The organism is Vibrio rhodolitus, from assembly GCF_003350325.1.
Lineage (GTDB): Bacteria > Pseudomonadota > Gammaproteobacteria > Enterobacterales > Vibrionaceae > Vibrio > Vibrio rhodolitus.
Genome location: NZ_QLYZ01000006.1, coordinates 26550 through 48764 on the forward strand (window position 1 = coordinate 26550; position 22215 = coordinate 48764).

Genomic DNA, 22215 nt, shown 5'->3' on the forward strand with positions numbered 1-22215 from the left:
TAGTTATCCACTAAAATTGTGGATAAGTATGTGAATTACGACTTAATAAGCGAAATAACGATAAAAAGATGATCATTATTTATAGATGGAAAGATTCACTGATCAAATGAAAGAGGCAGTAATTACAAGCAACTAAGTTGTCTTTTGATCAAATTTGAGATCAGTAACAAAGAAAAGATCGCTGTGGAAAAACAAAGGATAACTGGTGTTTTGTGTATAAGCTGTGAATGACAGCGAGAGGGATTTTAGCGAGGGGCGCTAATTAGGGTCGGGAATAATATCAGCTTCTGTTGTTGGGATCTAGCATGAATAACAAAAACAATCGCCAAATCTTAGACTATTTTTAAATTGGGGCTTGAGTCTGTATATGTATACAGTCAAAATGCTCATATGATGTAGATAAGCTTTTGAGGATGTCATGAGTAAACTTTATGACCTAGTATCAGACTACAAACCCTCGGGTGATCAGCCAACGGCGATTAATCAATTGCTGGAAGGTCTCGATGCCGGTCTTGCCCATCAAACCTTATTAGGGGTAACGGGCTCGGGTAAAACCTTTACTTTGGCGAATGTTATCGCCACTGCTCAACGTCCCGCCATATTGCTTGCGCCAAACAAAACCTTGGCTGCGCAGCTCTATGGAGAAATGAAAGCTTTTTTCCCCAATAACGCGGTTGAGTTTTTCGTTTCTTATTACGATTACTATCAGCCAGAAGCGTATGTACCCACCACGGATACCTTTATCGAGAAAGATGCCTCAATAAACGCGCACATTGAGCAAATGCGTTTATCCGCTACCAAGGCGTTACTTGAGCGTAAAGATGCCATTATTGTTGCCTCGGTCTCAGCGATTTATGGTTTGGGCGATCCGCAATCTTATCTACAAATGATGCTGCATATTCGTCGCGGCGATGTGATGGATCAAAGGGATATTTTACGTCGCCTAGCTGAGCTTCAATATAGCCGTAATGATGTCGCGTTTGAGCGCGGGCAATTTCGCGTACGTGGTGAAGTGATCGACATCTTCCCGGCAGAATCCGATCAAGATGCACTGCGCATTGAGATGTTTGATGATGAGATTGATTGTATCAGCATCTTTGATCCTCTGACTGGTGTGGTTAAGCAGCGTGACTTGCCGCGTTACACGGTTTACCCGAAAACGCACTATGTCACACCGCGCGATAAAATTTTAGAAGCGGTCGAGCAGATCAAAGTAGAGTTAGAAGAGCGCAAAAAATACCTGCTTGAGAATAACAAGCTACTTGAAGAGCAGCGCATTAGCCAACGTACACAGTTTGATATCGAAATGATGAACGAGCTTGGTTTTTGCTCCGGTATTGAAAACTACTCGCGCTACTTAAGTGGACGCAGTGAGGGTGAGCCACCACCAACCTTGTTCGACTATTTGCCTGCAGATGGTCTTCTCATCATTGATGAGTCCCATGTTACGGTGCCGCAGATTGGCGCGATGTTTAAAGGTGACCGTTCACGTAAAGAAACCCTAGTTGAATATGGTTTTCGCTTGCCGTCGGCATTAGACAACCGCCCGCTTAAGTTCGATGAATTTGAAGCCTTGGCGCCGCAAACCATTTTTGTCTCTGCTACACCTGGCAACTATGAGTTAGAAAAGTCAGCTGACGAGATTGCAGATCAGGTGGTACGCCCCACAGGCTTGCTAGACCCTGAGCTTGAAGTGCGCCCGGTTGCGACGCAAGTCGATGATCTTCTGTCAGAAGTACGTATTCGTGCAGCAAAAGATGAGCGAGTGTTAGTCACCACTCTCACCAAGCGCATGGCGGAGGATTTAACCGAATACTTAAGCGAACATGATGTACGTGTTCGTTATCTGCACTCAGATATCGATACCGTAGAACGAGTTGAAATCATTCGCGACTTACGCTTGGGTGAATTTGACGTGTTAGTGGGCATTAACTTACTTCGTGAGGGTTTGGATATGCCAGAGGTGTCGTTGGTCGCGATTCTTGATGCGGACAAAGAAGGCTTCTTACGCTCAGAGCGCTCACTGATTCAGACCATAGGCCGTGCAGCTCGTAACGTAAATGGTAGAGCGATTCTCTACGCTGACCGAATTACTGGTTCGATGAAACGTGCCATGGACGAAACCAACCGTCGTCGCGAGAAGCAGCACGCATACAACCTAGAGCAAGGCATTGAACCACAAGCACTGAAACGAAATATCAAAGATATCATGGAGCTTGGTGATATTGGTAAAGCGCGCAAGCAGCGTACGGGTAAAGCGGTACCGTTATCGAAAGTGGCAGAGCCTTCTCAAGATTACCATGTACTTACGCCACAACAGCTGGAAAAAGAGATCAGCAAGTTGGAAGCGCAAATGTATCAGCATGCACAGGATCTTGAGTTTGAATTAGCAGCAGCGAAACGGGACGAAATCGAGCAACTACGCGCTCAATTTATTGCCAATAGCTAGGTGGTAAATTACAGACAAAAAAATAGCCAATAGAAATGGTTCTATTGGCTGTCATTTGTGAATACTAAGTTCACTAACAACGTCAGTTGGCTAGGTGACCCGTTAGGGTCATTGTTACTACAGCACTATTCATGCCAATTATTAATCGCTGATTAAGCCTAATATTTCATACAAAGTTTGGATTTTTCTTGGTCAATATTTGCAAATTGCAATGCGCAATGCAATTATTGGAACAAAATGCAATCAAAATCCTGGCTAGGTTATGCAGCAAAATAATCCAACACAAAAAAATAAATACCTTCTGATGGTAGAAGATACGGCCTCGGTTGCCGCGCTCTATCGCTCTTATCTTACGCCGCTTGGTATCGACATTAACATTGTTGGGACCGGACGTGACGCCATTGAAAGCCTTAGCTTTCGCACCCCAGATTTAATCCTGCTTGATTTACGTCTACCGGATATGACGGGTATGGACGTTCTGCATGCGGTGAAACAGCAAAATCCAGATGTGCCCGTGATCTTTATGACCGCGCATGGCTCAATTGATACCGCTGTCGAAGCGATGCGCCACGGCGCACAAGACTTTTTGATTAAGCCATGCGAGGCTGACCGCTTGCGCGTTACTGTAAATAACGCGATTCGTAAAGCCAGTAAGCTGAAAACGGAAGAAGGAATAAATCAGGGTTATCAAGGATTTATTGGTAGTAGCCAAACCATGCAAGCCGTTTACCGCACGATAGACTCGGCTGCATCAAGTAAGGCGAGTATCTTTATCACCGGTGAAAGTGGTACTGGTAAAGAGGTGTGTGCGGAAGCAATACACGCCACCAGTAAGCGCGGTGACAAACCCTTTATCGCTATCAACTGCGCCGCCATTCCAAAAGACCTGATTGAAAGTGAATTGTTTGGTCACGTGAAAGGGGCGTTTACCGGCGCAGCCACCGACAGACAAGGCGCCGCTGAGCTTGCCGACGGCGGAACACTGTTTCTTGATGAGCTGTGTGAGATGGATTTAGATTTGCAGACTAAGCTGCTGCGCTTTATCCAAACAGGCACGTTCCAAAAGGTGGGCTCATCAAAAATGAAAAGCGTTGATGTGCGATTTGTCTGCGCAACCAACCGTGACCCTTGGAAAGAAGTGCAAGAGGGACGTTTTCGTGAAGACTTGTACTATCGCTTGTATGTGATCCCACTACATTTACCTCCTTTGCGCGAACGCGGCGAAGATGTCATTGAAATTGCATACTCTTTGCTAGGGTTTATGTCGAAAGAAGAAGGCAAAGACTTTATTCGACTGTCGCCAGAGGTGGTGGATTGCTTCGCCAAATATGAATGGCCAGGCAACGTGCGCCAATTGCAGAACGTACTGCGTAACGTTGTGGTATTAAATAACGGCAAAGAAATCCGTTTAGATATGTTACCGCCACCACTGGATCAGCCAATGAGTGAAAATGTGACTTTGACCACCCAAGAGAAAGATGTGGTCACCGTGCATGATATTTTCCCTCTTTGGGTAACTGAAAAACGTGCCATTGAACAAGCAATAAAGGCATGTGAAGGAAATATTCCTAAAGCGGCAGGTTATCTCGACGTAAGCCCTTCGACTATTTATCGCAAGCTGCAAGCTTGGAATGACAAACAATTACAGTAGGGCAATATGGACATCATTAATCATCAGCAAGTAGAACGTCTAAAGCAGGAGATTGGAGCAGATAACTTGCCAGTTTTACTCGGTATTTTTCTCACTGAGTTAAATCAATATGCTGAGAAACTCAATTTGCCTGACAACGATCAAGATAGCTATCTTAAAGAGATCAGCCATGCTTTGAAGAGCAGCGCAGCGAGCTTTGGTGCTGAGGCGCTGCGCAATTTGGCGATAGATTACGATAGTGCGGGTAAGTCTGGGCTGATGCTTGCCAGCCCAGAGCACAAACAGAAGATGTTGGATCTATTGCAGATCACCCATCAACAGTATGAATTCTTACTCGCTGAGTAACCCGACAATGGCGGCATGCAGTTTTTGACGATCATGTCGCCAGTCTCGATTTGGTGAGGCCAAATCGGTCGTGATGCAATTCCACTCACTTAGCTCCGGGTGAGGGTGATCGCCAAGCACGACATCCAGTTTGCGACCTTGGCAGGCTCGCTCGCACCATTCTAGTTTCTCACGCAACTCCATACGACCCGCAGGTCCGTACTCAGGCGAGAGGTTTTCGACAAATACCAGTTTCGCGTTGCGGTTTTGTGCAATCGCGCGTCCTACTTCAGGGAGTAGTAGTGGCGGCATCACGCTGGTTAAGAAACTGCCCGGACCGAGAATGATCAGGTCTGCTTGTTCGATAGCCTGTACGCCTTCTTTCGTCGCTGGTACTTCTGGGTCAAGATCTAAGCGTTGTAAATCCGCTTCCATCTCATCCACACTCGTTTCGCCAGTGACCCATTTGCCTTCTTTTGACAGTGCTTTTAGATCGGAAGGGTGCTCTGACATCGGCACCAGATGAACGTCAACTTTAAGCATGTTGCGAATAAGGTTGATGGCATCAAGCGGGCGTACCGAGAGGTTGTCCAATGCGGTCAGCATAAGATTGCCGAGGTTGTGACCATCGAGCTCACCGGCACCTTTAAAGCGGTACTCAAACATCATCGAGCTGATCGAAGGCTCGGTGATAAGTTGATTTACGCAGTTGCGAGTATCGCCCCAAGCAATACCACCTTGGCAATGGCGAATACGTCCGGTCGAGCCGCCGTTATCTGTGGTGGTTACAATACCAGTTGCATTTGTGCCGAAATCTTTTAGGGCAGCAAGCATTCGACCCAAACCGTGACCGCCACCAATCGCAACGACCTTTTTTTCTGAATAGATTGTCATTCGTTTTCTTATTTTCAGCTATACCAACTACAATTTAAGTTAATCGATCTGTCCTGAGTACTCAATAGGGGGCAAATTGAGTGAGCTGTACGTTTTTTTTCATCCTAAGGGTGGAATCCCTCACAGTTTTTAAGTATTTTATGCGGTAGCTGCCGTTAAATTCTCAATTGAACAAATTGTGAACAGGTAACGGTTGCCATAACTCCGAGCTCCGTAAGCTAAGTTCAGTGACGAATAAGCTTTGTGAGCCAGTGACATGATGTCACAAGGGCATAGTTGGAAATGATTATGCCTCCCGTGTTTGGAAAGGTGTTCCGTGGCGCAACAATTAGAAGATAAATTCCATCGCAAGTTTTACTACTTGCGTCTCTCTGTTACAGATGTCTGTAACTTTAAATGCACATACTGTTTACCTGATGGTTACAAACCTTCGGGGCAGAAAAACTCGTCTTTTTTATCACTGCCTGAAATTCAGCGCGTTGTTCGCGCGTTTGCGGATTGTGGTACCAGTAAGGTCCGCATTACTGGCGGTGAACCAAGTCTACGTAAAGACTTTACACAAATCATTGAAACCGTAGCCAATACCAACGGCATTGGTAAAGTTGCGACCACCACGAATGGCTATCGCATGGAGAAGCAAGTTGCCGAGTGGCAGCAAGCGGGTTTAACTCACATCAATGTTAGTGTCGACAGTCTTGACCCACGCCTCTTCCATCAAATCACGGGCGAGAATAAGTTCAATCAAGTAATGGCGGGTATCGATCGTGCCTTCGAGGTTGGTTACTCACAGATCAAGGTCAACGTTGTGTTGATGAAAGATCTGAATTCACACCAATTGCCGCTATTTCTTGATTGGATTAAAGACCGACCAATTCAATTGCGTTTTATTGAGTTGATGCAAACGGGCGAGATGGATGAGTTGTTCCAAAACCATCACGTATCGGGTGTGCAAATTCGCAATCAATTGATCGCCAATGGTTGGTTACTCAAAATTCGTGAGAAAAATGACGGCCCAGCACAGGTTTTTGTTCACCCTGACTATCAAGGTGAAATAGGCTTGATCATGCCGTACGAAAAAGGTTTTTGTGAAAGCTGTAACCGACTACGTGTTTCCGCTTTAGGTAAACTGCATCTGTGCTTATTCGGTGATCATGGCGTTGAACTGCGTGATCTTCTGGAGCAAGACGAGCAAGAGCCGCTATTAATCCAACGTATTCAAGAGCAGTTACAAACCAAGTCTGTCAGCCACTTCTTGCAAGATGGTAATACAGGTATGACGCCACATTTGGCTTCAATTGGCGGCTAACTAAGCACTCTTCCAACTTCTTTATCGCCGCCATAGAGCGGCGAACAAAACTAATCACGACAGGTAGGTGAGCAAATGGGTCATGCAGAAAGCAAGTTCCAACCAGCAAACATTGCAGTTCTAACAGTGTCTGACACGCGTACTGAAGAAAATGATACTTCAGGTCGTTTCCTTGTAGAAAACGCACAAGATGCAGGTCATAACGTTGTTGATAAACAAATCGTTATTGATGATATGTACAAAATTCGCGCGATCGTTTCTCAATGGATCGCAGACGAAAATGTACAAGCAATTATGATCACAGGTGGTACTGGCTTTACTTCTCGTGACAGTACACCAGAAGCGCTTAAACCACTATTTGACAAAGAAGTGGAAGGTTTTGGTGAGCTATTCCGTCTGGTTTCTTACGAGGAAATCGGCACATCAACCATTCAATCTCGCGCGATCGCAGGTTTTGCTAACCACACAGTAATTTTTGCTATGCCAGGCTCAACAGGTGCATGTCGTACTGGTTGGACGAAGATCATCAAGCAGCAGCTTGATGCGAGCCACCGTCCATGTAACTTTATGCCACACCTTTCAGTTTAATTACTGATTTATTTAACGCGGAGCACTCATGAGCCAGTTTACCCATATCAATGCTTCTGGCGAAGCGAACATGGTGGACGTATCGGGCAAGGCAGAAACAGTACGTGAAGCGCGCGCTGAAGCTTTTGTTCATATGGCACCAGAAACCTTGCAATTGATCACCTCTGGTCAGCATCACAAAGGTGATGTATTCGCGACAGCGCGAATTGCCGGTATTCAAGCTGCAAAGAAAACTTGGGATTTAATCCCACTTTGCCATCCTCTACTGCTGTCTAAAGTGGAAGTGCAGCTAGAAGCAAATGAAGCCGAAAATTACGTGCGCATCGAGTCGGTATGTAAGTTGGCGGGTAAAACCGGTGTTGAGATGGAAGCGTTAACGGCTGCTTCAGTTGCCGCGTTGACCATTTACGATATGTGTAAAGCGGTGCAAAAAGATATGGTGATTTCTCAAGTGCGTTTGCTAGAGAAATTGGGTGGTAAATCTGGACACTTTAAGGTGGAAGCATGATTAAGGTTTTATTCTTCGCGCAAACTCGTGAATTGGTCGAAACCGATGAGCTGCAACTTGAAGGTGAGTTCACTACCGTTGAAGAATTGCGTGCCCATTTAGCGGCGCAACAAGGTAAGTGGGATTTAGCGCTTGATCCAGGTCGTTTATTAGCTGCTGTGAACCAATCAATTGTTCCGTTGACTCATCCGCTAACCGCTGGTGATGAAGTGGCATTTTTCCCGCCAGTAACAGGGGGCTAAGATGGACCCGCGTGTATTAGTTCAAGTTGCTGATTTTAATGTTGGTGATGAGTATCAAGCGCTCGCGCAAAGTAACGCTTCTGGAGCAGTGGTAACGTTTGTCGGCAAAGTTCGCGATATGAACCTTGGCGACGACGTGGTTGGTTTATCTCTGGAACATTACCCGGGAATGACGGAAAAAGCGCTGGCTGAAATCTGTGATGAAGCTGAGCAGCGCTGGCCTTTAGAAGCAATCCGAGTTATTCACCGCGTGGGTGATATGACAACTGGCGATCAAATCGTATTTGTTGGTGTTGCTAGTGCCCACCGAGGTGCGGCATTTGAAGCTTGTGAATTTGTCATGGATTATCTGAAAACCAAAGCGCCATTTTGGAAAAAAGAGCGCACGACAGAGGCAACTCGTTGGGTAGACTCTCGTGATTCAGATGCGAAAGCGGCAGAGCGCTGGCAAAAGTAATCCTGCGATAACGCTCGAAAATATTGAGACCACTGGCGAAAGTCAGTGGTCTTTTTTTATCTCTAGTCGTAATGATAGACACAGCCTATTATAAAAATTGCCGCTTCCCATTTAGTAAAATCAAGAAATTAGGCGACAATTAACTTAAGCAAGTTTTTACTCAATATGATTTAGTCAGTGGCACGACAAGGAGACCTACATGGAATCGTTAAAAGTAAGAGACTACATGAAACTGCAAGCGGTAACTTTTACACCAGAGATGTCACTCAGCGCTGCCTTGGACAAGGTAATGGGCTCTGACTATCTTGGTGGACCGGTTGTTAATGAGAACAAAGAAGTGATCGGCTTTCTTTCTGGACAAGATTTGCTCGATAAACTGATCAAAGTTAGCTACTACTGCCAAGATACTCATATCGTCAGCGATTGCATGTACCCAGATGTTCTGTCGGTTTCACCAGAGATGTCGGTGATCGAATTGGCGGAAATGATGCAAGTCGGCAAACCTAAAGTTTATCCGGTATTGGAAAATGGCAAGCTAGTAGGGATTATCACGCGTAAAGATGTATTGCGTGCGATAGCGAAAAATATCGACGCGTGCTTTAAGCACCCAGTGTGATAACCTAATAATAACTGAAGGCGCCAAGGCGCCTTTTTTATTTTGCTAGAGGAAAAGTGATGACCGATCAAAGTGCCAAGTTTGTTGAAGGATCAACAATGCGACATATCTTAGTGATGTCAGGGGCGGGTTCGGTCGGGCTTATGGCTCTGTTTGTGGTTGACTTACTCGATATGCTGTTTATTAGTATGTTGGGGCAAGTGGAACTGGCTGCGGCAGTCGGCTTTGCTGGCACACTGGTTTTCTTTTCAACCTCTATCTCAATCGGTACTTCGATTGCAATGGGCGCTTTGGTATCAAAAGCGATAGGCAGTAAACAATTTACCTACGCCCGCGCACTTAGTGCTAGTACCATGCTGACTGCTTTTGCCATTAGCTGTGTGGTGAGCGTGGTGATGTACAGCTACATTCCAGAGCTACTTGCAGCGATTGGTGCGCAAGGATTTGTGGCAGAAAGAGCGCAAGCTTATCTTGAAATCTTGATCCCAAGTGGTCCTATTTTAGCGTTAGGTATGGCTGCCGGTGCTGGGCTTAGAGCTGCTGGAGATGCCAAACGATCAATGTGGGCGACGTTGGCTGGTGGCATTGTTAATGCGATTTTAGACCCGCTGTTTATCTTCGTATTTAAATGGAACGTCGAAGGCGCAGCAGCCGCTTCGGTAATAGCGCGCTGCACCGTGTTGGCGTTTTCCCTCTACCCATTAATTAAAGTTCACGATCTGGTAGCAATCCCTTCTTGGTTTGCTTGGAAATGTAATGCGAAAGCGATTCTTGCTATCGCCATTCCCGCGATCATTACCAATATTGCTACTCCAATTGGTAATGCGATTGTCACCTCATCAATAGCGCAGTTTGGCGAAGATTTTGTTGCAGGCTTTGCTGTGATAGGGCGTTTAACGCCAGTCTGTTTTGCGGTGATCTTTGCGCTCTCTGGCGCGGTGGGACCAATTATCGGACAAAACTTTGGTGCAGAGCGCTTTGATAGGGTAAAAGAAACTCTCAATAACTCGCTGATTGTGACCACACTGTATACCATCTTCGTTTGTATCGTGCTCTATTTTGTTCAGGGTCTGGTGATCAGTGGCTTTAGCCTGACAGGGGATGCAGCGCTGATTGTCGGGACGTTCTGCACTTTTGTCGCGGTGAGCTTTATTTTTAATGGTATGCAGTTTGTTGCCAATACCTCGTTTAACAACTTAGGAAAGCCGCTTTATTCCACGGCGTTGAACCTTGGTAAAGCAACGTTAGGCACATTGCCATTTGTCTATCTCGGTGCCAGTTGGTTTGGCGCGTTAGGCGTTCTTTACGGGCAAGCGGTGGGTACGGTAGTGTTTGGCATCTTAGCGATGTTGGTCTTGCGCAAGCACATCAAGGATTTGATGCAAGGCGATGTGACCGAGTTAGAACCGAAAGATCCGGCGATCACCAGCGTGAATACCACTCCGTTTTGTAGCCATGATGCGGTGTTAATAGAAGAAGTCGCGGCAAACAAAAAATGATCGAGCTAACTGGCGTGAAATGCTTGACCTTGGAGTGTACTCCAAGGTTTATGCTTAGGGTGTACTTTGATAGGAGAATCATCTATGTGCACCAAACATGAAGCATGCCGTGCAAATAAAACGGCAGCAAATCCAAGCCAAGCTGGCTCATGTGCGAGCCCGAAAATTACTAGCATCAAAATGGCAAGCGTAGCAACTACAGACACCGATTGTTGCTCAAGTTCAACTTGTGGCAGTGGCTCAGATCCAACCGATGAGGAAAGCGACTCCGGTCTGCAAGCTCACTTTAGTCATAGTTGGAAAATTAATGGCATGGACTGTCCATCTTGCGCCCGCAAGGTTGAAACGGCAGTGAATAAAATCTCAGGTATTACTGAAGCCAAGGTGCTGTTTGCCACCGAAAAACTGATCGTGAAATCCAATGACGCCTCTATTGCTGCTTTGGTTGAACAAACTATTTTAGATACTGGCTTTACCTTCAGCTCACCCAATCAAAAATCTAATCAAGCTAAACCGACAGGCTGGTTACCCATTATCAAGCAAAATGGGCAAATCATTGCGATCGCCGCTGCGATGGCATTTGCAGGTTTAATTAAACCTTATCAGCCACAACTGAGCGAATGGCTGTTTATTCTTACCTGTTTGGTTGGTCTCTATCCGATTGCAAAAAAAGCCCTCTCTTTAGCCAAATCGGGCACGCCATTTGCGATTGAAACCCTGATGAGTGTCGCGGCAATCGGCGCATTGTACTTAGGTGAGAGTGTCGAAGCTGCGATGGTACTCTTGCTGTTTTTGATTGGTGAGCGTCTAGAAGCCTTTGCCGCCTCTCGGGCGCGTAGTGGCGTACAAGCGTTAATGGAATTAGTTCCTGAAACCGCAACCAAAATTGTTGATGGTCAGCGGATTGAAGTCTCTGCCAGTGAGCTAAATCTTGGCGATGTGATTGAAGTTGCGCCTGGGGCTCGATTACCTGCTGATGGTAAAATTAACGCCGGTGCGGCAAGTTTTGATGAGAGTGCTCTTACCGGCGAGTCGATTCCAGTTGAGCGCTTTGCCAATGAATCAGTGATGGCAGGCGCTGTGGTAGTCGATAAAGTGGTGCGCTTAACCATCACTTCGCGCCAAGGTGAAAATGCTATCGACAGAATTCTCCATCTGATCGAAGAAGCTGAATCACGTAAGGCGCCGCTAGAGCGATTTTTAGACCGCTTCAGCCGTTGGTATACCCCTTTAATGATGTTGGTCTCATTGCTGGTCATCATAATCCCACCACTGCTGTTTGCTCAGCCTTGGGAAACTTGGGTTTATCGTGGTTTGGCATTACTGTTGATTGCTTGTCCTTGCGCGCTTGTGATTTCAACGCCTGCGGCAATTACCTCAGGGCTAGCTGCTGCCGCGCGTCGTGGTGCCTTGATTAAAGGTGGCGCAGCGTTAGAGCAGCTTGGGCATGTTCAAACGGTGGCGTTTGATAAAACCGGTACTTTAACCAAGGGCAAACCGGAAGTAACCGATGTAGTGACCGCTGCCGGAGTTGATGAGACTTGGTTACTCAAACACATTGCGGCGATTGAAGTGGGTTCGAGTCATCCGCTGGCTAGCTCACTAGTGAAACACGCAGAAGATAAAGGGATTGAGTTACCCGAAGCCAGTGACAAACAAGCGCTGATTGGTAGCGGCATTCAAGGGATTATTGATGGTGAGCTATTTCGCGCGCTGGCTCCAAGCAAACTGGGCTTTGAGCTTGACGCTGAGTTAGCTAGCCGCATTGCCAAACTAGAAGATCAAGGTAAAACCGTGATTGTGGCACTCAAACAAAACCAAGTGCTAGGTTTGATCGCGTGGCAAGATACATTACGTGAAGACGCCAAACAGGCAGTGAAAGCGCTTAAAGTTCTCGGAATTAACGCTATCATGCTTACTGGTGATAACCCGCGCAGTGCATCGGCGATTAGCGCGCAAATCGACATTGATTTTCAAGCCAGCTTGTTACCACAAGACAAAGTGCATTATGTTGAGCAGTTATCGTCGCGCAATAATGTAGCGATGGTTGGCGATGGTATTAATGATGCGCCAGCTATGAAGGCGGCGAGTATCGGCATTGCAATGGGCGGCGGAACGGATGTGGCACTGGAAACTGCGGATGCAGCGATTACGCACAACCGTTTGGTCGAACTGGCAGCGATGATTGAGCTATCTCGTGCAACGCTGAGCAATATTCGCCAAAACATCGCGCTGGCGCTGGGATTAAAAGGGGTCTTTTTAGTCACCAGTTTATTGGGTATTACCGGGCTTTGGGTCGCGGTACTGGCTGATAGCGGCGCGACAGCGATAGTGACTTTAAACGCATTGCGTTTGTTGAAGTTTGAAAGTAAGCAAGACTAATTAAGCCTGCGAAGATTGAAAGCAAAAATAGCCGCTAAAGTTGATTTAGTGGCTATTCTTTTTTATGCAATAAGAGGATGCTATGTGCAGTGTAATGTGATGCCAACCGTTTTTATGTGTAAGTTGGTGTCTTGTTACTTATTTATGTGTGATTTGTATCACTAAATATATAGTGTGAGTTGGTTACATTAACCACGTACCCAATGAATTTATAGATCGAGTGTGAACGCACAACTCGACGTAATAAGGAGTTTTCTTATGTCTCAAGCTGTATTCCATTTAGGTGTTACCGAAGCTGATCTTGCTGGTGCGACACTAGCTATCATTCCTGGTGACCCGGCGCGTGTACAAAAAATTGCTGAGCAAATGGAGAACCCAGTATTTTTAGCTAGCCATCGCGAGTACACCCTTTACCGTGCAGAACTTGACGGTAAGCCAGTGATTGTTTGTTCAACTGGTATTGGTGGCCCATCAACGTCAATCGCGGTGGAAGAACTTGCTCAACTCGGTGTTCGTACCTTCCTACGTGTAGGTACTACTGGCGCAATTCAACCGCATGTTAATGTCGGTGACATGATTGTAACTACAGGTTCTGTACGTCTTGATGGTGCAAGCTTGCACTTTGCGCCGATGGAGTTCCCTGCGGTAGCTGACTTTGAAGTCGCGACAGCCATGAAAGCTGCGGTAGAAGAGTCAGGTGCTACGGTACACATGGGCGTGACCGCATCAAGCGATACCTTCTACCCAGGTCAAGAGCGTTACGATACTTTTACTGGTCGAGTGGTTAAGCGTTTCCAAGGCTCTATGCAAGAGTGGCAAGATATGGGCGTACTAAACTTCGAGATGGAGTCTGCGACCTTGCTAACCATGTGTGCAAGCTCAGGTCTAAAAGCGGGCTGTGTAGCTGGCGTTATTATCAATCGCACCCAGAAAGAGATCCCAGATCACGCGACACTAAAAGAGACAGAAGCACGCTCAATCAAAGTGGTGGTAGAAGCTGCGCGTAAGATGCTTTAGCTCGTTATCGATTGATTGTTCAGCGTCAGTGGGTTTTAGAGCGATAAACACCGACGGATGCGAATAAAAAATCCCCAACTCTGGTCGTCAGCGTTGGGGATTTTTTTGTCTGCTAGTTAACCTGCGAACTCAACTGAGTCTGGACGCTGGGTAAATTGCACACCGTTTAAAAAATCGCACAGCAATTCATCGCTGCACTCTTTGTAGTTCTTATTGTTCGGCTTACGGAAGTAGGCTCCAATTTCATATTTGCTTAGGCTAACGCCCATTAGCTCAAGTGCATCCAACACATCTTCATTCTTCATGTTCAGCGCGATACGCAGCTTCATAAAGATCATATTATTAGTCAGTTGCTGTTCTGGTTTTGGCTGCTCACCCTCTTTTTTACCGCGTTTTAGGTTGATAAAACCGTTTAAGAACACCGCGAGCTCTTTGTCTTTCATCTTAGTGAAAGACTTGTCGTTGTCCGCTTTTAGCCAGTTATTGACCTTATCGTGGGCAACGTTGGTGTCAGCTTGTTCAAACGCTTTGATAATTTGCGCATTTTTAAGGTTTAGCGCGTGTTGGATACGACGCAAAATTTCGTTATTAGTCAAAAGGGATCCCAATTCAGCAGTTCGCCGAGGCAATCAAGCCTCGAGCGGAAATATCGATATGGGCGCGACTCTACCAGAGAAAGCTACCAACCAACAGTTTTACATTAGCGGGCAGTATGGATTTCTGTCTGCCACTGCTGAGAGTCGGTGCTTGGCAAAGGCTGATAAAGGCTTTGCGTGATGTCAGAAAGCATATCATCGTAAACTTGTGCGATAAGATGCGAGACATCTGTGGTTAAGCGATATAACTCACCTTGCTCAAGATTGATGTTGTCGCAGGCAATAAGTTTATCTAGCGAGTCCAAAACTCCGACTCCAAGCGGTGAACGAATAGGTAAAGTGCTGATTAGGCTCAATTGGTGCAGCTTATGACGAATTTTATCGCTGTAGTATTTGACGCGCATTTCACCAACAGGTTGATCGACTTCCTGAATGCAAATCCTCAGTTGGGTTAGCACTTCCATGCTATCGAGAACTTGTTGCCAGTTCATATGGTATTCATTGCTCAGATCTTCTCTGCCTGATTCGAGTAACCAAGCCAGAGCAATATCGTCAATCAGGAACATGCAATGGCGTATTGCCGTGCCATGAACTCTCTGATTACGCGCGAAGGAACGTTGCTGCCAGTCACTACTTAGTCCTTTGAGTTTTAGCTGTAGTACACGAAACATCGGTTTGTTGTCGTAAGTGGCTAAGCCAATCAACTTGCTTGATTCAAGTTCAAGTTCTTCTTCTAACTGTTTGGCAACGTAGTTGTCACTGGAAACATCTGCGTTGGCGATCGCATGGTGAGTGAAAGCGCGATGACGACGGCATAGCTCCATAACCAGTCTCAGTGAGACGATTTGCTGATAGTTGCGTTGATGTGATTGCGAGCGAACGCGTGAATAGTGATAGAGCAGAGCGAGTATCAGGACCGATACTGACATTGAAACAATAACAAACATGGCGACTCCTTGCTGTTTGCGGGCTTACTCAGCTAGAGCAGTATCAATGCCAAAGATTAATTATTTAAATATCAATTATTTAAGTTTTATTGCAATGCGGGGTTGTGCCAAGTTGGTGCAAGCTTTCACCAATCGGGGGAGGGTGGATAAAAAAATCCCCGCCGAAGCGAGGATTTTACTAAAGCGATTGTCTTGTCAGCAAAAAGCTTACATTACACGCATGCCAGGTTGAGCACCTTCGTGTGGCTCAAGGATCCATAGATCAGCGCCACCAGGACCTGCTGCTAGGATCATGCCTTCAGACATACCAAACTTCATCTTACGAGGTTTAAGGTTAGCGACAACAACCGTTAGTTTACCTACTAGGTCTTCTGGGTTGTAGGCAGCTTTAATGCCTGAGAATACTTGGCGCATTTCACCACCGATATCCAATTGGAATTTCAGTAGTTTGTCTGCTTTTGGCACTGCTTCACAAGAAACGATTTTCGCGATACGTAGGTCAACTTTCGCAAATGCATCAAACTCAATTTCTTCTGCGATTGGGTCTTTGCTTAGCTCAGTTTCAGTTTTCGCTGCTTCTGCTTTCTCTTTTGCTGCCATTTCTGCTGCTGCGTCTTCTTTTGATGCTTCGATCATCGCTTCGATGTTCTTAGGATCAATACGGTTGAACAGAGCTTTAAACGCCGTGATTTCGTGAGCGGTTAGTGGCGCAGCAATACCTTCCCAAGTTAGTTCTTGGTTTAGGAACGCTTCAGTACGAGCCGCAAGTGCTGGCATTACTGGTTTTAGGTAAGTCATCAGAACGCGGAATAGGTTGATACCTACCGAACAGATTTCTTGAAGTTCCTGATCTTTGCCTTCTTCTTTTGCCACAACCCAAGGTGCTTTTTCATCAACGTATTGGTTTGCTTTGTCAGCCAATGCGGTGATTTCACGAATCGCACGGCCAAATTCGCGAGTTTCGTAAAGCTCAGCAATGCGATCTGCTGCTGCAACGAATTCGTTGTATAGCTCAGGCTCTGCGAAGTTTTCAGCCAGTTTGCCTTCAAAACGTTTAGTAATGAAGCCAGCGTTACGTGATGCTAGGTTAACAATCTTGTTTACTACGTCAGCGTTTACACGTTGAGAGAAGTCTTCAAGGTTAAGGTCTAGGTCATCAATACGGCTGTTTAGTTTTGCCGCGTAGTAGTAACGTAGACATTCTGGGTCTAGGTGATTTAGGTAGGTGCTTGCTTTTACAAACGTACCTTTCGACTTAGACATTTTCGCGCCGTTTACCGTTACGTAGCCGTGAACGAATACGTTGTTTGGCTTACGGAAACCGCTGCCTTCTAGCATTGCAGGCCAGAATAGGCTGTGGAAGTAAACGATGTCTTTACCGATGAAGTGGTATAGCTCAGTTGTGCTGTCTTTCTTCCAGTATTCGTCGAAATCTAGACCTTCAGTTTTGTCACATAGGTTCTTAAATGAAGCCATGTAGCCAACAGGTGCATCTAGCCATACGTAGAAGAATTTGTTTTCTTCACCTGGGATTTCAAAGCCAAAGTATGGTGCATCACGTGAGATATCCCACTGTTGCAGACCAGACTCAAACCATTCTTGCATCTTGTTCGCAGTTTCAGATTGTAGCGAGCCTGAGCGAGTCCACTCTTGTAGCATGCTTTCAAACTGAGGTAGGTCGAAGAAGAAGTGCTCAGAATCTTTCATGATAGGTGTTGCGCCAGACACTGCTGATTTTGGATTAATCAGTTCAGTTGGGCTGTACGTTTCACCACAGTTATCACAGTTGTCACCGTATTGGTCTTCAGACTTACACTTAGGGCAAGTACCTTTAACAAAACGGTCTGGTAGGAACATCTCTTTTTCTGGGTCAAACAGCTGAGAGATCGTACGGCTAGAAATAAAGCCGTTTTTCTTCAGTTGTAGGTAGATGTGAGACGCCAGCTCGCGGTTCTCTTCTGAGTGCGTGCTGTGGTAGTTATCAAAACTGATATCGAAGCCAGCGAAGTCTTTTTGGTGCTCTTCGCTTACTGCTGCGATCATCTCTTCTGGAGAGATACCCATCTGTTGAGCTTTAAGCATGATCGGCGTGCCGTGAGCGTCGTCAGCACAGATGAAGTTTACAGTGTTGCCACGTAGGCGTTGGTAACGAACCCAGATGTCAGCTTGGATATGCTCAAGCATATGACCTAGGTGGATCGAACCGTTAGCGTACGGAAGGGCACAAGTTACCAGCATTTTCCTTGCAGGAAAGTTTCTTGGATCGTTTGCCATACTTAATATTCGCTTTTCTCGATAGGTACAAAAAAATAGAGACTAATACTACCTGATCCAAACAGCGACTCCAAGGAGTCAAAACCGCATTCCCCCAGTTTTTTCAGGGTTCTGTATCGGCGGCTCGAATGCTACGATGGGAGAGATAAAGGAGGACTTATGCGTCAGTTCAATTCCAAACAAGATTTTTGCGATTGGCTTAGCCAATATGAACACCACTCTGTGATTCAAAACTGGGCGTCAACGCCGGGTATCGTTAGTGTCGATGCCGAGGGCTTTTTCGATATTAAACTGCCTTATGCAGCGAATCAGCTTGTCACAGATATTGATGAGTGGATTCAAGCTCAGCAGCAAAGCCAAGCGGTAGCAAAGTTTAACTATCGCATTGGTGTGCAAGTAAAAACTCTGGTTAACCATCTAGGCAGTTCGGTCAAAGGGGTGAAGAACATCATCGCGGTGACCTCGGCGAAAGGTGGCGTTGGTAAATCGACCACGTCAGTAAACTTAGCGCTAGCAATTTCACGCAGCGGGGCGAAAGTGGGTTTGCTGGATGCCGATATCTATGGTCCTTCGGTACCGATGATGATCGGTCAAATCGAAGCGCAACCAGAGGTGCGAGATAATAAGTGGATGCAACCGGTTGAAGCGCACGGCATCTACACACATTCGATTGGCTATTTGGTTTCGAAAGATGAAGCCACAATTTGGCGCGGTCCTATGGCGGCCAAGGCACTAGCGCAACTACTGAATGAAACCGACTGGCCGGATTTAGACTACTTGGTGATCGATATGCCGCCGGGCACAGGGGATATACAACTGAGCCTTGCTCAGCAAATCCCTGTAACAGGCGCGTTGATTGTGACCACGCCGCAAGATCTTGCCTTAGCCGATGCGCGCAAAGGGGCGGCGATGTTCGATAAAGTGAGCATTCCATTGGTCGGGCTGGTGGAAAATATGAGCTACCACATTTGTAGTAACTGCGGTCATCAAGAACATATCTTTGGTACGGGTGGCGCGGAGAAAATGTCAACGGAATATAACCTGGATTTATTGGGACAAATACCACTGGATATTCATCTGCGTGAAGATATTGATGCAGGTTGTCCAACCGTTGCCGCTCGTCCTGATTCAGTGCACAGCAAACAGTATCTGGAACTGGCAGAAGCGGTGTGTGCTCGCCTATATTGGCGTGGGGACGTGCAACCGGACGCCATCAATATCACCATGCTATAAACCTATTTGCGTATCACGTTTAGCTGGGCTTATTCTGGCTAAACGTTTGCTCGCTTATTGCTTATTCCATTTAGTGTCGAAAGAAGAATTAATCTATTACTTTCTGGTATCTCTCGGACGATCTCCCTATAATCAGGCAGTTTAATTTGGCTCTGCTAACCTTTCCATGCCAAACTTTTAGCAGGTCACAGATCACCAATCACCAATCAATTCATCGGGTGCAAGAATAATGTCTGATAATAATCAATGTGTAATCGTCGGTATTGCTGGCGCTTCAGCTTCTGGTAAGAGCTTAATCGCAAGCACTATTTACAATGAACTTCGTGAGAAGGTAGGCGATCATCAAATTGGTGTGATTACGGAAGATTGCTATTACAACGACCAGACTCATCTGAGCATGGAAGAGCGTGTAAAAACCAACTATGACCACCCGAATGCACTGGATCACGACTTACTGTGTGATCACCTAGAGAAGCTTGTTAAAGGCGAAGCGGTTGAAGTGCCTGAGTACAGCTACTCAGAACATACTCGTACAGCAAACACCACAACAATGACGCCGAAAAAAGTGATCATTCTTGAAGGTATTTTGCTTCTAACAGATCCACGTCTGCGTAAGCTTTGCCACGCGACCGTGTTTATGGATACTCCACTTGATATCTGTCTACTGCGTCGTGTTAAGCGTGACGTAGAAGAGCGTGGTCGTACGATGGAATCGGTACTGAAACAGTACCAAGAAACTGTTCGTCCAATGTTTATGCAGTTTATCGAACCATCTAAGCAATACGCAGACATCATCGTTCCTCGCGGTGGTAAAAACCGTATCGCGATTGATGTTCTAAAAGCACACATTGCTAAGCTTCTGAAATCTTAACGTAATTCTGATTTTCGAAACTTTATTTTTTTCTAGATAAGTGGCACTTTAGGTGCCACTTTCTTTTTGCTGCAAGATAATCGTTTTTGTACTATTTTTGCGCTAAACCATTATACTTTCAGTAAACTTTCCCAATATCGCCGCTAGGCAGTCAAAGCAAGGACTCTGCTGATGAAGAAAATCGCGTTAGTGCTCGCCATTCCTATCGTGGTAATTATCGCCGCCATCTTGGCGTTGGTGTTGCTCGTTAACCCAAACCAATTCAAGCCTCTGATCGTTGAGCAAGCTAAACAGCAAACGGGTTTAGATCTTGTCATTGAAGGCGACATTGATTGGCAATTTTTCCCTTCTGTTGGTTTCACCTTGGGTAAGACTGAGTTGAAAAATCCGCAAGGGTTCAACCAGCCAAATCTATTTAAAGTTGAACAAGTTGGTATTGATGTTTCGGTAATGCCGCTCTTTAGCCAACAGCTTGAGATTGGTAACGTCACGCTTGATGGCGCAGAGTTTTATATTGAAACCCGTAAAGATGGGGTGAAAAACCTTGATGCGCTTGCTCAAAATCAAGATAAGCAAACGCAAACCAAACAAGATGAAGCGCCAGTTAGTGCTCCTGCATCAGAGGCTAATGCACAAGGGTCTTCGCCATGGACCATTAGCCTAGCGGGCGTTTCTATCACTAATGCGCTACTGGATATTCAAGACGACAAAGCGGGCACTCACACTAAGCTGTACGATGTGTCACTCACCTTGACCGAATTTGCCCTCGATGCGTGGAGCAAAGCGGATTTTGCGATGAAAGGTGAAACTAATCAGCAGAAATTTGCAGCCCAAGGTAGTGCAGAGCTGAAGCTTGCGACTGGCTTTACCCAATATGAGCTGAAAAATATCAGCTTTGATGCGAGCTACAGTGATGCGAGCAACAAAATTGACTCCGCCAGTATCCAACTTGATACCTTTGCTTTTGATCAAGTGAATAATCTTAAGTACGCAGTGAAAGGTACAGCAGCAGATTTAGCGCTTGATCTTAAAGGTGGTGCACAACTGACGGTTGATAAAGCAATCAGTAAAGTAACCATGAAACAGTTGGCTTTAGACGCAACATTAGAAGGTGCGGCATTGCCTCAGTCGCCGATGAAAATCGATATGGCGTCAGACTTATCGTTTGATTTGACCAAGAGCCACTTAAGCTTTGTGTTAGAAAAGCTGACTGCCAATGCCTTACAATTTGATGGCAAATTGGATGTGACGCTGGCTGATATTCCAAAGATTGTGTTTAATCTGCACAGTCCAGAGATTGATGTTGATGCATTTTTGGGGCTAGAAACCACCGAGAAGGCGCAATCTTCGCCAAGTACTGGTGATTCAAATCAGCAAGCGAAAGCTTCTGCCCCTGCTAAAGAGCAAGAGCCGGATTTATCAGCATTGAAAACGCTTGATGTGAATGGTGCGATTACCATCGATAAGTTCAAAGCAGGTAACGCCAAAATGCAAAATGTGGCGGCGAAGTTTAGCGTTAATCGTGGTGTGGTGAAGTTAAGCTCATTTAGCTCGAATCTGTACGATGGTTCCATCAAAGCAACGGCAACCCTTGATGCGCGTAAATCTCCAGCCACTTACAGCGCTAAAAAACAAATCAAAGGCGTGAAAGTACTACCCCTGCTGATCGATGTGGCGCAAGTCGACAAGCTAGAAGGGACAGGTAATATTGATGTGGACGTGACAGGCAAAGGTCTAGCTCCAACCACAATGAAGAAAAACCTCGCAGGTACGATTAAGATTAATTTTGCCGACGGTGCAGTAAACGGCATTAACGTCGCGCAGCTTATCCGTGAAAACTACGCCAAATTCAAAGGTCAGTCGTTAGAAGGGCAAGACCAAGTTAAGAAAACCGACTTCAGTGCGATGACGGCAACGCTGAATTTGAAAAACGGTGTGGTCTCTACCAACAACCTTCATGCTCAATCACCACTGCTCCGCGTTCGTGGTGAAGGCAGTGCCAATTACCTCAATGAGACTGCGGACTTTACCATTAGTACATCGATTGTGGGTTCTCTTGAAGGGCAAGGTGGCAAAGATATCGATGAGCTAAAAGACATTACCATCCCGGTCAATATCTCTGGTAAATGGTCAGATCCGAAGTTCAAATTGGTGTTTGATGATGTGCTGAAACAGAAAGCGCAAAAAGAGATCGACCGAGGTCTTGAAAAACTGGATGAAAAATTAGGCGAAAAAATCAAAGACGAAAAGACCAAAGAGGCGATTAACGGTCTGCTTAAAGGTCTGTTTAATTAATTCGTTCGAGAGTGCAATCCAAGCCCGCGTGATGACGCGGGCTTTTTTATGCTTGGTATATCAATC

Annotated in this window: 19 protein-coding genes and 1 riboswitch; of the genes, 15 read left to right on the forward strand and 4 right to left on the reverse strand. The window is 45.9% G+C overall.

Going from position 1 to position 22215, the window contains the following annotated elements:
• Positions 1-418 precede the first annotated feature (418 nt).
• From uvrB to luxU, 3 genes are all read left to right on the forward strand, one after another.
• The gene (uvrB, locus tag DPF93_RS08020) at positions 419-2449 is read left to right on the forward strand and encodes an excinuclease ABC subunit UvrB (protein ID WP_114765697.1); all 2031 of its coding nucleotides are present in this window, start codon (positions 419-421) and stop codon (positions 2447-2449) included.
• 262 nt (positions 2450-2711) lie between these two features.
• On the forward strand, positions 2712-4100 hold the full coding sequence (luxO, locus tag DPF93_RS08025; RefSeq protein WP_114765698.1) for a quorum-sensing sigma-54 dependent transcriptional regulator LuxO: 1389 nt from the start codon (positions 2712-2714) through the stop codon (positions 4098-4100).
• Positions 4101-4106: 6 nt separating this feature from the next.
• Complete coding sequence (gene luxU / locus DPF93_RS08030; protein ID WP_114765699.1) at positions 4107-4445, forward strand: quorum-sensing phosphorelay protein LuxU; 339 nt, start codon at positions 4107-4109, stop codon at positions 4443-4445.
• Here luxU and DPF93_RS08035 read toward each other — a convergent pair.
• On the reverse strand, positions 4431-5318 hold the full coding sequence (locus tag DPF93_RS08035; RefSeq protein ID WP_114765700.1) for a YvcK family protein: 888 nt from the start codon (positions 5316-5318) through the stop codon (positions 4431-4433). The two genes, luxU and DPF93_RS08035, sit on opposite strands and share 15 nt — an antisense overlap.
• A 190-nt stretch (positions 5319-5508) precedes the next feature.
• Positions 5509-5646: riboswitch (molybdenum cofactor riboswitch) on the forward strand.
• Between DPF93_RS08035 and moaA the strand changes: the two genes are divergently transcribed.
• The 9 genes from moaA (at position 5635) to udp (ending at position 13933) form a co-directional block, all read left to right on the forward strand.
• On the forward strand, positions 5635-6624 hold the full coding sequence (moaA, locus tag DPF93_RS08040; RefSeq protein ID WP_114765701.1) for a GTP 3',8-cyclase MoaA: 990 nt from the start codon (positions 5635-5637) through the stop codon (positions 6622-6624). It overlaps the preceding riboswitch by 12 nt.
• A 75-nt stretch (positions 6625-6699) precedes the next feature.
• Positions 6700-7212, forward strand: coding sequence for a molybdenum cofactor biosynthesis protein B (gene moaB, locus DPF93_RS08045; protein WP_075650097.1), 513 nt, complete (start codon positions 6700-6702; stop codon positions 7210-7212).
• Between the two features lie 28 nt (positions 7213-7240).
• Positions 7241-7720 (forward strand): cyclic pyranopterin monophosphate synthase MoaC, encoded by a 480-nt coding sequence (moaC, locus tag DPF93_RS08050; protein ID WP_114765702.1) that lies wholly within the window; start codon positions 7241-7243, stop codon positions 7718-7720.
• Positions 7717-7962: a molybdopterin synthase sulfur carrier subunit gene (moaD, locus tag DPF93_RS08055; protein ID WP_114765703.1), complete on the forward strand. Its 246-nt coding sequence runs from the start codon at positions 7717-7719 to the stop codon at positions 7960-7962. The genes moaC and moaD overlap by 4 nt, the downstream gene beginning before the upstream one ends.
• 1 nt (position 7963) lies before the next feature.
• A complete protein-coding gene (moaE, locus tag DPF93_RS08060) occupies positions 7964-8419 on the forward strand; it encodes a molybdopterin synthase catalytic subunit MoaE (RefSeq protein ID WP_114765704.1) in 456 nt (151 codons plus the stop codon).
• A 199-nt stretch (positions 8420-8618) separates the two neighbouring features.
• Positions 8619-9035: a CBS domain-containing protein gene (locus DPF93_RS08065; RefSeq protein WP_114765705.1), complete on the forward strand. Its 417-nt coding sequence runs from the start codon at positions 8619-8621 to the stop codon at positions 9033-9035.
• Between the two features lie 59 nt (positions 9036-9094).
• Complete coding sequence (locus tag DPF93_RS08070; protein ID WP_114765706.1) at positions 9095-10534, forward strand: MATE family efflux transporter; 1440 nt, start codon at positions 9095-9097, stop codon at positions 10532-10534.
• Positions 10535-10618: 84 nt separating this feature from the next.
• Entirely contained in the window at positions 10619-12916 is a 2298-nt protein-coding gene (locus DPF93_RS08075) for a zinc/cadmium/mercury/lead-transporting ATPase (protein ID WP_114765707.1), read from the forward strand.
• Positions 12917-13174: 258 nt separating this feature from the next.
• A complete protein-coding gene (gene udp / locus DPF93_RS08080) occupies positions 13175-13933 on the forward strand; it encodes a uridine phosphorylase (protein ID WP_114765708.1) in 759 nt (252 codons plus the stop codon).
• Between the two features lie 116 nt (positions 13934-14049).
• On the opposite strand, the gene DPF93_RS08085 is transcribed toward udp, so the two are convergent.
• From DPF93_RS08085 to metG, 3 genes are all read right to left on the reverse strand, one after another.
• On the reverse strand, positions 14050-14529 hold the full coding sequence (locus DPF93_RS08085) for a YehS family protein (RefSeq protein ID WP_114765709.1): 480 nt from the start codon (positions 14527-14529) through the stop codon (positions 14050-14052).
• Positions 14530-14633: 104 nt separating this feature from the next.
• Positions 14634-15476 carry a hypothetical protein gene (locus DPF93_RS08090; RefSeq protein ID WP_114765710.1) on the reverse strand — a complete coding sequence of 281 codons (843 nt, stop codon included), beginning with the start codon at positions 15474-15476 and terminating at the stop codon, positions 14634-14636.
• A gap of 207 nt (positions 15477-15683) precedes the next feature.
• Positions 15684-17750, reverse strand: coding sequence for a methionine--tRNA ligase (gene metG / locus DPF93_RS08095; protein ID WP_075650374.1), 2067 nt, complete (start codon positions 17748-17750; stop codon positions 15684-15686).
• Positions 17751-17909: 159 nt separating this feature from the next.
• On the opposite strand from metG, the gene apbC reads away from it, so the two are divergent.
• The 3 genes from apbC (at position 17910) to DPF93_RS08110 (ending at position 22149) form a co-directional block, all read left to right on the forward strand.
• On the forward strand, positions 17910-18983 hold the full coding sequence (gene apbC / locus DPF93_RS08100; protein WP_114765711.1) for an iron-sulfur cluster carrier protein ApbC: 1074 nt from the start codon (positions 17910-17912) through the stop codon (positions 18981-18983).
• 229 nt (positions 18984-19212) lie between these two features.
• Complete coding sequence (udk, locus tag DPF93_RS08105) at positions 19213-19854, forward strand: uridine kinase (protein WP_114765712.1); 642 nt, start codon at positions 19213-19215, stop codon at positions 19852-19854.
• Positions 19855-20025: 171 nt separating this feature from the next.
• Positions 20026-22149, forward strand: coding sequence for an AsmA family protein (locus tag DPF93_RS08110; protein ID WP_114765713.1), 2124 nt, complete (start codon positions 20026-20028; stop codon positions 22147-22149).
• Positions 22150-22215: the final 66 nt, after the last annotated feature.